Below are 11061 nucleotides of genomic sequence, written 5' to 3' on the forward strand. Positions count from 1 at the left end.
CTTCCGTCAGCTGAGTTTGCGCGGGTGGGCGAAGGTGATGCGGAAGCAGCCGCCGCCTTCCTCGCGATTGCGGTAGTCGATCCGTGCCTGGTTGCTCTCGCAGAGCTCGCGGGAGAGATAGAGGCCCAGGCCGGTGCCTTTGCTTTCTGTAGTAAAGAAGGGTTCGAACAGGTTGTTCAGTTTGTCCGCCGGTACGCCGGGACCGTCGTCGATGATTTCCAGCACCGGCAGGTCGCTCTCCGGGTCGCGCGCGAGGCTCAGCCAGACCTGGCCGCGCCCGTGCGCCTGGGCGCTGTAGCGAAGACCGTTCTGCACCAGGTTGCTCAGCACCTGGTTCAACTGATGTGGGTCCATGCGGGTCTGGATGTCGCCGGCACCGAGCTGCAGGTGCAGTTGGCTGTCGTTGCGCAGCCTGCCGGGGTATTCGTCGACGAACCGCTGAAGCCACTCCTTCAGGTCGAGCTGCTGCGGTTCGGCCTGGCGGCGACGGGAGAGCTGCAGGACGTTCTCGATGACCAGGTTCATCCGCTTCGACTGGTCCTGGATGATCTGCGTCAGGCGTCGGTCCGGGGCATCCAGTTCCTCTGACTCCTGCAGCAGTTGGGCGGCGTGGCTGATCGCGCCCAGCGGGTTGCGGATCTCATGGGCGATGCCGGCGGTCAGGCGGCCGAGACCGGCCAGCTTCATCTGCTGCGCCTGCTGGGCGATCTGCGAAATGTCTTCGAGGAAGATCAGCACGTGCTGGTCGTCTTCGCGGTTGAGGCTGATAAAGCTGGGTTGCACCGTCGGGCCATCCGGCACCACCTTGAGCGTCGGCGGACGGAGGCTGGGATTCAGGCGCCATTGCTTCATGCAGTGCATCAGCATCGGGCTGTGGCGGCCCAGGCTGGCGCCCTGCACGTCGTCCTGCCTGAGCAGGCCGAGGGCGGCCTGGTTGGCGAGGAGGATGGCCTGACGGCTATCGACCACGAGGATGCCGGTGCGCATGCGCTGCAGGATCAATGCGTTGAGTTCCTCCAGGTTGGCGACCGTCTCGGCGCGTTCTTCGGCCAGCGTTTCGGTCTGCTCCTGGCGCCGCACCAGAGCCTGGATCACCAGCGCGGCGGCGAAGCACAGGGTGCCGAGGCCGCCGGCCTGGACGTAGTGGTTGGTGGCGTCCGGACTGCTCAGGCTGAGGAAGAAGGTCAGGTAGAGCAGGCCGAGGCTGGCCGCCGCCGCGATGACCAGGCCGATGCGCCCGCGCAGCAGGATGTTGGCAATGGCCACCGCCACCACCAGCAGGCTGCCGATGCCGCTGGGCACGCCGCCACCTGCGTAGAACAGGCCGCAAAGCATCAGCACGTCGGTGAGCGCGAGGATGAAGATCGGCAGCAATTGCCGCGACGGTGGCAGGAACAGCGCGACCAGGATGTTGAAGACCAGGTAGCACCAACTGCCGACATGGAACAGTTCAGGGTGGACGAGCTTGAGGACCTGATCTTCCAGTTCGCTGGAGATCAGCAGGACCAGTACCAGGCCGATGGTCAGGCGGTACAGGTGGTACAGACGGAGGATGCGTTGCCCCTGCTCCTCGCTCAGCCGTAGCCGTTCAGCGCGCACGGTCGCCCTGGTCCTGGCGCAGGTGCGCCTGGCTGCAATACCAGCGTTGTTCGTGGGCGAGGGCGTTGGCCTGCGGCACGTGGACGCCGCAATGGGCGCAGCGGACCATCGGCGATGCGCTCGGCTCGTCCTGCGGACGTTGCTGCTGGCGCGGAGTGGGACGGGTAAAGCGACGCCAGAGCCAGAACGCGATGGCGATCAGGGCGATCCAGAACAGGAGGCGGAAAAGGCCCATGGTGATCTCGGAGGCTGGAGAAAGCTGCAGTTTAGCCAAGCCGCCGGCTCGATCCCAGCCGGGAAGGTCCAGGCTGTGCGGCGTTTGGCGCTGGGAGAGGCATGGCGGCGGGCAAAAAGAAGGGAGGCCTGAGCCTCCCTTCGGTGTTTCGTGCGATCAGTCGAAGAGACCGAAGGTCATGTAGCTCCACCAGGAGCGGCCGGAGTCTTCGTCGTCATCGCTCTCCGGCTTCTCGTCGTCGGCGCTGTGATCCTGGTTTTCCGGCTTCAGTTCGGCGGGGATCTCCCGCTCGGCATCCTCGTACTGCTTGATCACGTCCTTGGCGGCCTGGGTTTCCATGTGCGGCGGCGGCTCGCCGCCTTCGATCAGGCCCAGGGTGGCCTTGGCCAGCCAGGAGCGGGTGTCGGCCTCGCTTTCGCGGGCGACGAACTCGCCATCCTTGAGGCTGGCGTTATCCGGATAGTTGAGCTTGAGGGTTTCCAGGCTGGTGCTGGCCAGGTCGTCGAGACCCAGGCGACGGTAGGCTTCGACCATGATCGCCAGGCCATCGCCGACGGCCGGGGTTTCCTGGAAGTTCTCCACCACGTAGCGACCGCGGTTGGCGGCGGCGACATAGGCCTGGCGCTTCAGGTAGTAGTGGCCGACGTGCACTTCGTAGGCCGCCAGCAGGTTGCGCAGGTACACCATGCGCGCCTTGGCGTCCGGGGCGTAGCGGCTGTTGGGGAAGCGGCTGGTGAGCTGGGCGAACTCGTTGAAGGAGTCGCGGGCGGCGCCCGGGTCGCGCTTGGTCATGTCCAGCGGCAGGAAGCGCGCCAGCAGGCCGCGGTCCTGGTCGAAGGAGGACAGGCCCTTGAGGTAGTAGGCGTAGTCGACGTTGGGGTGCTGCGGATGCAGGCGGATGAAGCGTTCGGCGGCGGCGCGGGCGGCTTCGGGCTCCATGTTCTTGTAGTTGGCGTAGATCAGCTCGAGCTGGGCCTGCTCGGCGTAGCGGCCGAAGGGATAGCGCGACTCGAGGGCTTTCAGCTTGGTGACGGCGCTGTTGTAGCTCTTGTTGTTGAGGTCGTCCTGCGCCTGCTGGTACAGCTGGCTCTCGCTCAGGTTCTCGTCGACAGTCTCCTTGTTCGAGGAGCAGGCTGCGGTGAGGGCGAGGATGGCGATCAGCAGCAGGTGTTTCACTTGCATGGCGGCTTGCGTCCCTGGGACGGTCGGCTTGGCCTCAACCGTCTGTTATGATTGGCGCCCCAGGCACCCCCTGGGACAAAGACCCCGTATTTAACCACAGCGCGTAGCCGATTCCAAAAGCCGCGCTGAGCATCGTCTCCTACTCATGTCCGATATGATTCAACGCGCGGCCGAGGTGCCGTTCGAGCTGGGTGGCCAGCGTCTCGACCAGATCGCCGCCCAGCTTTTTCCCGAACACTCCCGCTCCCGTCTGGCCGGCTGGATCAAGGACGGTCGCCTGACCGTCGACGGCGCCGTGCTGCGCCCGCGCGACATCGTCCACAGCGGCGCGCAACTGGTCCTGGAGGCCGAGCAGGAAGCCCAGGGCGAGTGGCTCGCACAGGACATCGAGCTGGAAATCGTCTACGAGGACGAGCACATCCTGGTGATCGACAAGCCCGCCGGCCTGGTGGTCCATCCGGCTGCCGGCCATCAGGACGGCACCCTGCTGAATGCCTTGCTCTACCATGTCCCGGACATCGCCAATGTGCCGCGCGCCGGGATCGTCCACCGCCTGGACAAGGACACGACCGGCCTGATGGTAGTGGCCAAGACGCTGGAGGCCCACACCAAGCTGGTGGCGCAACTGCAGGCACGGTCGGTCAGCCGCATCTACGAGGCGATCGTGATCGGCGTGATCACCTCCGGCGGCACCATCGATGCGCCGATCGGACGGCATGGCGTGCAGCGGCAGAAGATGGCGGTGGTCGACGCCGGCAAGGTGGCGGTCAGCCATTACCGCGTGCTGGAACGCTTCCGTGCGCACACCCATACCCGGGTCAAGCTGGAGACCGGGCGTACCCACCAGATCCGCGTGCACATGAGCCATATCGGCTATCCCCTGGTCGGCGATCCGGTCTACGGTGGGCGCTTCAGGATTCCCCCGGTGGCCAGCCAGACCCTGGTCCAGACTCTTCGCGAGTTCCCCCGGCAGGCGCTGCACGCGCGCTTCCTCGAACTGGATCACCCGGCCACCGGCGTGCGCATGAAGTGGGAGTCGCCGCTGCCGGAAGACTTCCTCTGGCTGCTCAGCCTGTTGCGCCAGGATCGCGAGGCGTTCGTCGGATGAACGCCTGGCTGACCCCCGACTGGCCGGCGCCGGCCCGTGTGCGGGCCTGCGTGACCACGCGCAGTGGCGGGGTCAGCCAGGCACCCTTCGACAGTCTGAACCTTGGCGCCCACGTCGACGACGATCCGCGCGCCGTGGAAGAAAACCGCCGACGCCTGACCGAGCGTCTGGAATGCCGGCCGAGCTGGTTGGACCAGGTGCACGGAGTGACGGTGGTGGAGGCCGACCCGAGCCGGGTGCTCAGGGCCGACGCCAGCTGGAGCGCGATGCCGGGCGTCGCCTGTACGATCATGACCGCCGACTGCCTGCCGGCGTTGTTCTGCGACCGCTCGGGCACCCGCGTGGCCGCGGCCCATGCCGGCTGGCGCGGGCTGGCGGCGGGCGTGCTGGAGGCGACGGTGGACAGCCTGGGCGTGCCCGGCGACGAACTGCTGGTCTGGCTGGGGCCGGCGATCGGCCCGCAGGCCTTCGAGGTCGGCGGCGAGGTCCGCGATGCATTCGTCGCTGCGCACGCCGAGGCGCGCTCGGCTTTCGTACCTAGCGCCAATCCGGGCCGCTTCATGGCCGACATCTACCGACTCGCGCGGATCCGCCTGGGCGCCCATGGCGTCACCGCCGTGCATGGCGGCGGCTTCTGCACCTTCAGCGATACCGCGCGCTTCTATTCCTACCGCCGCTCGTCGCGTACCGGCCGTTTTGCCAGCCTGGTCTGGCTCCAGGACTAGGCCCGCGCAGGTTATCCGGCGGCAACTGACCGATGTCACGGTCTGGTCGCTTGAACCGCGGAAAATCGCCCTTATCTACTGAGTCATCTCGGCGGGCTTTTCTTCATCAGGGACACCCATCGTTCCGGCCCGCTCTATAGAAGGAAGGACGACCCATGCGAATAGACCGTTTGACCAGCAAGCTGCAACTGGCGCTCTCCGACGCCCAGTCCCTGGCCGTTGGCCATGACCATCCGGCCATCGAGCCGGTGCACCTGCTTTCCGCCCTGCTCGAGCAGCAAGGCGGTTCGATCAAGCCCCTGCTGATGCAGGTCGGCTTCGATATCGCCGCCCTGCGCAGCGGCCTCAACAAAGAACTCGACGCGCTGCCGAAGATCCAGAGCCCGACCGGCGACGTGAACCTGTCCCAGGATCTCGCACGCCTGCTCAACCAGGCTGACCGCCTGGCCCAGCAGAAGGGCGACCAGTTCATCTCCAGCGAGCTGGTATTGCTGGCCGCGATGGACGAGAACACCAGGCTCGGCAAGCTGCTGCTCGGCCAGGGCGTGTCGCGCAAGGCGCTGGAGAATGCCGTGGCCAACCTGCGTGGCGGCGAAGCGGTGAACGACCCGAACGTCGAGGAGTCGCGCCAGGCGCTGGACAAGTACACCGTCGACATGACCAAGCGCGCCGAGGAAGGCAAGCTCGACCCGGTGATCGGTCGCGACGACGAGATCCGCCGGACCATCCAGGTCCTGCAGCGGCGGACCAAGAACAACCCGGTGCTGATCGGCGAACCCGGCGTCGGCAAGACCGCCATCGTCGAGGGCCTGGCCCAGCGCATCATCAACGGCGAAGTGCCGGACGGCCTCAAGGACAAGCGCCTGCTGGCCCTGGACATGGGGGCGCTGATCGCCGGCGCCAAGTTCCGCGGCGAGTTCGAGGAACGCCTGAAGGCAGTCCTCAACGAACTGGGCAAGCAGGAAGGTCGGGTCATCCTGTTCATCGACGAACTGCACACCATGGTCGGCGCCGGCAAGGCGGAAGGTGCCATGGACGCCGGCAACATGCTCAAGCCGGCTCTGGCGCGCGGCGAGCTGCACTGCGTCGGTGCTACTACCCTCGACGAGTATCGCCAGTACATCGAGAAGGATGCCGCGCTGGAGCGCCGCTTCCAGAAGGTGCTGGTGGACGAACCGAGCGAGGAAGACACCATCGCCATCCTCCGTGGTCTCAAGGAACGCTATGAAGTGCACCACGGGGTGAGCATCACCGACGGCGCGATCATCGCCGCGGCCAAGCTGTCGCACCGCTACATCACCGATCGGCAACTGCCGGACAAGGCCATCGACCTGATCGACGAGGCCGCCAGCCGCATCCGCATGGAGATCGACTCCAAGCCGGAGGAACTGGATCGTCTCGACCGTCGCCTGATCCAGCTGAAGATCGAGCGCGAGGCGCTGAAGAAGGAAGACGACGAAGCCACCAGGAAGCGCCTGGCCAAGCTGGAGGAGGATATCGTCAAGCTCGAGCGCGAATACGCCGACCTCGAGGAGATCTGGAAGTCCGAGAAGGCCGAGGTGCAGGGCTCGGCGCAGATCCAGCAGAAGATCGAGCAGGCCAAGCAGGAGATGGAGGCGGCGCGGCGCAAGGGCGACCTCGAGAGCATGGCGCGCATCCAGTACCAGACCATCCCGGACCTGGAACGCAGCCTGCAGATGGTCGACCAGCACGGCAAGACCGAGAACCAGTTGCTGCGCAACAAGGTGACCGACGAGGAAATCGCCGAAGTGGTTTCCAAGTGGACCGGTATCCCGGTGTCGAAGATGCTCGAGGGCGAGCGCGAGAAGCTGCTGCGCATGGAGCAGGAGCTGCATCGGCGAGTGATCGGCCAGGACGAGGCGGTAGTCGCCGTGTCCAACGCCGTGCGCCGTTCGCGCGCCGGCCTCGCCGATCCGAACCGGCCGAGCGGCTCGTTCCTCTTCCTCGGCCCGACCGGGGTGGGCAAGACCGAGTTGTGCAAGGCGCTGGCCGAGTTCCTCTTCGATACCGAGGAGGCGCTGGTGCGGATCGATATGTCCGAGTTCATGGAGAAACACTCGGTGGCCCGCCTGATCGGCGCGCCTCCGGGCTACGTCGGCTTTGAGGAAGGCGGCTACCTGACCGAGGCGATCCGCCGCAAGCCCTACTCGGTGGTGCTGCTGGACGAGGTGGAGAAGGCCCATCCGGATGTATTCAACATTCTCCTCCAGGTGCTCGAGGACGGACGCCTGACCGACAGTCACGGGCGTACGGTGGACTTCCGCAACACCGTGGTGGTGATGACCTCCAACCTCGGTTCGGCACAGATCCAGGAGCTGGCCGGCGACCGCGAGGCGCAACGTGCCGCAGTGATGGACGCGGTCAATGCACACTTCCGTCCGGAATTCATCAACCGGATCGACGAAGTGGTGGTATTCGAGCCGCTGGCTCGCGAGCAGATCGCCGGCATCGCCGAGATCCAGCTCGGTCGCCTGCGCAAGCGCCTGGCCGAGCGCGAGCTGAGCCTGGAACTGAGCCAGGAGGCGCTGGACAAGCTGATCGCCGTCGGCTTCGACCCGGTCTATGGCGCACGCCCGCTGAAGCGGGCCATCCAGCGCTGGATCGAGAACCCGCTGGCGCAACTGATCCTGGCCGGCAAATTCGCGCCGGGTGCCAGTATCTCGGCGAAGTTGGAAGGAGACGAGATCGTCTTCGCCTGACCTCTTCGTGGACGGACAGGGAAAGCCCCGCTTCGGCGGGGCTTTTTCATGGGCGTCCGGTGGGAGTGAGAGCGCTGCCGCATGCAGTGGAAGGGCCGTTTTGCCGCTCGTGGAAAAAGAAGAAAAACTTTTTGGATCAGAGGGTTGACATGCCCGCGTGCATCCGTAAAATGGCGCGCCTCTGAGACGCGAATCCAGCAACACCGGAAGCGTCCAGGGTTGGAAGAAAGACGTTCCGCGATAGCTCAGTCGGTAGAGCAAATGACTGTTAATCATTGGGTCCCTGGTTCGAGTCCAGGTCGCGGAGCCAACTTCCAATCGGGGTATAGCGCAGTCCGGTAGCGCGCCTGCTTTGGGAGCAGGATGTCGGGAGTTCGAATCTCTCTACCCCGACCACCTCATACTTGGGTCGTTAGCTCAGTCGGTAGAGCAGTTGGCTTTTAACCAATTGGTCGTAGGTTCGAATCCTACACGACCCACCATATTCAAGACGAAAAAGCCCACCTGCGAAGGTGGGCTTTTTCGTTTCTGTACCCTTATTTTTCCGAATGCTGGCCTGTGGGAAGGAGGAGGGGCCGCTCTTCCAGCCCTGTTTCTCCGACGCCTGGCCTTCCCGCATGGCATTCATCGAGCGTCTGGAGGCGGCGGGCCCTGAGGCCCGGCCGCTCCATCGAACAGGAAGCCTCCCGGTACGGGTACCGGGAGAATCGATTCACAGGTTGTAGTGGCGACCTATCATTGGAACGGTCGCCGCAGCCCCGTATACCGAGTTCCAGGACTGCCAGCCAAAATTGATGCCGATCAGTCCGCCATGGATCTGGTTGGGGATTTGTGGCTCCAGCCTGCCGCTGGCCGAAGAACCCATGACATTCCCCTGGTTCCAGGCGACCAGGCCGCCCAGCAGACCCGAGCCTCCGACCTTGCCGGAAGCGGAAGCGCCGCTGATGGTGGCGGTGCTGAAGCCCACCAGCCCGCCAATATAGCTGTCGTAGCCCGCCGTCACATCGCCGCCGGCCGAGGCCCCCAGGATGAGAGCCTGCCAGCCCTCCAGGGAGCCGACCAGTCCGCCGGCCCTGATCCCGGCGCCTCCGCTCACCGCACCGCTGGCCTTGGCGGAGCGGATCGAGGTGTTTTCACCGCGGCCGACCAACCCTCCCAGGTTGTGGCCGGTCTTGTCGTTCACGATTCCATGACTGCTGGCGAGCATCAGCGAACCTCGCAGGTCACTGCCGATCAACCCGCCGATGGCCCTGGAACCACTGGCGCTGACGTTGCCCGAAGCCGAGACGTTCGTCAGCGAGGCGGCATCGTTATAGCCGACGAGTCCGCCGACGCGACTGCCCTTGCCCCCGGTGACATTGCCGGATGCCGCCAGGGTGCTGTGGTTGCCGCCCCGGTTGTGGCCGATCAGCCCTCCCACGTCACTGTTCGCCCCTGCGTTTACCCACCCGGAGGCCTTCAGGTTGGAATGATTGCCGCCGAGGTTGGACCCTATCAGGCCACCCAGGGTTTTGCCGCTGCCGTCGGTGACTTCGCCACTGGCGGAACCGTTGATGACGGAGCCGTACAGGTTTTCTCCGAGCAGACCGCCAACCGCTTCTGCTCCGCGGGTAGCGACATTGCCCTTGGCGGAGGCATTGACCAGCGAGGCATTGGCGTTGAGACCGATCAGGCCGCCGGCCTGGAGCAGCGACCCACCACTCAGGTTGCCGCTGGCACTGACGTTGGCCAGGTTGCCTGCCTGGTTGTGGCCGATCAGGCCTCCCAGGTAGCGACCGGCTTGCAGGCTGACATCGCCATGGGCGCTGGCGTTGTTGATGGCCGCGTTCAGGTTCCGGCCGATCAGCCCGCCCAGTGCTTCCGCGTCTGTGCCCCGGACCTTGCCGCTGGCCGTGGCGTGGGCGATACCACTGTTTACGTTGAGGCCGATGAGCCCACCGTACAGGCCGCGCTGTCCGTTGCCTGAGACGTCGACGGAGGCGGAAACGTCCGCCAGTCCGCCGGCGGAGCTGTATCCGACCAGTCCTCCCAGGTTCATCCCGTGACCGCTCAGCGACAGCGTTCCCTGACTGCCGCTGCTGCGGATGAGGCCGCCGCGGTTCCTGCCTACCAGGCCCCCCGCGCCGTAGTGGCTGGCATGGTCCTTCAACTGGCCGGAGATGGCAAAATCGGCCCGGCTGTTGGAGATGCTGGCCACGCCCCTGGCTGTGCTGATGTTTTCGGCTGCGAGTCCGCCCAGAGCATAGGTTTGGCGGTTGCCGACCAGCGTGCCGCTGGCGCTGGCGTTGTCGATGCTGCCCAGGTTCAGCGCGACCAGCCCGCCGAGGCTGTTCAGCTGCGAGGCCGCGGCGATACGGATGTCGCTGGCGTTCACATTGTCGATGCGACCGAGGTTGACGGCGGCCAGGCTACCGACCTGGACGTTGTAGTGGGTGGCCTGTGCTCCATCGGCGGAAATGCGTTCCAGGTTCAGGTTGCGGAGGGTGCCCCGGTTGACGCTGAACAGGCCGGAGTAGGCGCCGGTGCCGTAGACGGCGAGATTATCGATGGTGTTGCCCAGGCCGTCGAAGGTACCGCCGAAGGCGCTGGCGTTGCCTATCGACAGGAAGCTGGAATGGCCGCCTGCGATTCGATTGCCGAGGACATAGCTGCCGCCCAGGTCCCTATCGATGCCGCGCAACTGCTGCAGGTCCTGGATCACGCTGTAGTCCCGCCCATTGGCGCGGAATCCTGCGTTCTTTCCGGACAGGGTGATCCGGGCGCCTTCGGCCAGGGCATAACCCTTGTCCGAATTGAATTCGACCCGGGCTCCCTGGCCGGTGAGAGAGAGGCTGTCGTCGATACGGAGAGGGCGCTGCCCGGCATTGAGAGTAAGGCTGGCGTTTTCCCCCTGGGCCGTCAGCGCGCCATTGATCCTGAGGTCCCCGCGCTCGGCGGTTAGCGTCAGGCCGTTGCCGCTGTCCCAGGACAGCGGCGCGCCGACATGCGCGTTGCCCCGGGTGGCGACCACTTCGACGTTGCTTGTGGAAAGGTTGCGGGCCAGGGTATCGGCATGCAACGTCGGGCCTTTTCCCGCGCTGCTTGGATTCGCCAGGCCGGAACCGACATTCTCGCTACTCCGGGCCTGAACGGTACGTGACCTGACGTTGGTGGCGGAGTTGCCGAAGACCTTGTTACCGCCGGTCTGGACCTGCACGACATGCACATTGCCGGCGTCGGCGGCGATATCGGGTAGCGTCTGGACCTGGACGATGCTGGAGCCATTGGCGCCTGGGCTCAGGTTGGTGAGAGTCTGGGTCTGGACGACATCGATTCCGCTGACGTCGGGGCCGATGTTGGCACCGCTCTGGCTCTGCACGATTGTGACGCCATTGACGCCCGAGCCGATGCTGGGGCCGCTCTGGCTCTGCACGACGCTGATGCCACTCGCGCCTGAACCGATATTTGCGCCATTCTGGCTTTGCACAACGGTGATGCCACTTGCGCCAGAAC

At 65.4% G+C, this 11061-nt stretch carries 7 protein-coding genes and 3 tRNA genes; 6 read left to right on the forward strand and 4 right to left on the reverse strand.

Annotated elements, in window-relative coordinates:
* Positions 1 to 6 precede the first annotated feature (6 nt).
* From pilS to HMPREF1224_RS32735, 3 genes are all read right to left on the reverse strand, one after another.
* Positions 7 to 1599 (reverse strand): two-component system sensor histidine kinase PilS, encoded by a 1593-nt coding sequence (pilS, locus tag HMPREF1224_RS32725; RefSeq protein WP_003123394.1) that lies wholly within the window; start codon positions 1597 to 1599, stop codon positions 7 to 9.
* Positions 1589 to 1834, reverse strand: a complete 246-nt coding sequence (locus HMPREF1224_RS32730; protein ID WP_003102591.1) for a PP0621 family protein — start codon at positions 1832 to 1834, stop codon at positions 1589 to 1591. Before HMPREF1224_RS32730 ends, pilS begins: the two co-directional genes overlap by 11 nt.
* 156 nt (positions 1835 to 1990) lie before the next feature.
* Positions 1991 to 3016, reverse strand: a complete 1026-nt coding sequence (locus HMPREF1224_RS32735; protein WP_003102590.1) for an outer membrane protein assembly factor BamD — start codon at positions 3014 to 3016, stop codon at positions 1991 to 1993.
* 145 nt (positions 3017 to 3161) lie between these two features.
* Here HMPREF1224_RS32735 and rluD point away from each other — a divergent pair, with 145 nt between their 5' ends.
* The 6 genes from rluD to HMPREF1224_RS32765 all read left to right on the forward strand — a co-directional run bounded on the left by rluD (position 3162) and on the right by HMPREF1224_RS32765 (position 8051).
* Entirely contained in the window at positions 3162 to 4124 is a 963-nt protein-coding gene (gene rluD, locus HMPREF1224_RS32740) for a 23S rRNA pseudouridine(1911/1915/1917) synthase RluD (protein ID WP_003094686.1), read from the forward strand.
* The gene (gene pgeF, locus HMPREF1224_RS32745) at positions 4121 to 4849 is read left to right on the forward strand and encodes a peptidoglycan editing factor PgeF (RefSeq protein WP_003102588.1); all 729 of its coding nucleotides are present in this window, start codon (positions 4121 to 4123) and stop codon (positions 4847 to 4849) included. Before rluD ends, pgeF begins: the two co-directional genes overlap by 4 nt.
* Positions 4850 to 5004: 155 nt before the next feature.
* Positions 5005 to 7569, forward strand: a complete 2565-nt coding sequence (gene clpB / locus HMPREF1224_RS32750; protein ID WP_003145976.1) for an ATP-dependent chaperone ClpB — start codon at positions 5005 to 5007, stop codon at positions 7567 to 7569.
* 234 nt (positions 7570 to 7803) lie between these two features.
* Positions 7804 to 7879: transfer RNA gene (locus HMPREF1224_RS32755), tRNA-Asn, on the forward strand.
* Between the two features lie 9 nt (positions 7880 to 7888).
* Positions 7889 to 7965, forward strand: a tRNA-Pro gene (locus tag HMPREF1224_RS32760).
* A 10-nt stretch (positions 7966 to 7975) separates the two neighbouring features.
* Positions 7976 to 8051 (forward strand) — tRNA-Lys (locus tag HMPREF1224_RS32765).
* Positions 8052 to 8281: 230 nt separating this feature from the next.
* On the opposite strand, the gene tpsA4 is transcribed toward HMPREF1224_RS32765, so the two are convergent.
* On the reverse strand, positions 8282 to 11061 hold a 2780-nt coding region (tpsA4, locus tag HMPREF1224_RS32770; RefSeq protein WP_010793786.1), incomplete at its 5' end, for a two-partner secretion system exoprotein TpsA4.

The sequence above is a fragment of the Pseudomonas sp. P179 genome (genome assembly GCF_000478485.2).
Lineage (GTDB): Bacteria > Pseudomonadota > Gammaproteobacteria > Pseudomonadales > Pseudomonadaceae > Pseudomonas > Pseudomonas aeruginosa.

What these genes read in the sequence shown, in the direction of transcription:
- HMPREF1224_RS32730 (WP_003102591.1), bottom strand. Translation starts at nt 1,834, where the DNA reads ATGGGCCTTTTCCGCCTCCTGTTCTGGATCGCCCTGATCGCCATCGCG.
- HMPREF1224_RS32735 (WP_003102590.1), bottom strand. Translation starts at nt 3,016, where the DNA reads ATGCAAGTGAAACACCTGCTGCTGATCGCCATCCTCGCCCTCACCGCA.
- rluD (WP_003094686.1), top strand. Translation starts at nt 3,162, where the DNA reads ATGTCCGATATGATTCAACGCGCGGCCGAGGTGCCGTTCGAGCTGGGT.
- pgeF (WP_003102588.1), top strand. Translation starts at nt 4,121, where the DNA reads ATGAACGCCTGGCTGACCCCCGACTGGCCGGCGCCGGCCCGTGTGCGG.
- clpB (WP_003145976.1), top strand. Translation starts at nt 5,005, where the DNA reads ATGCGAATAGACCGTTTGACCAGCAAGCTGCAACTGGCGCTCTCCGAC.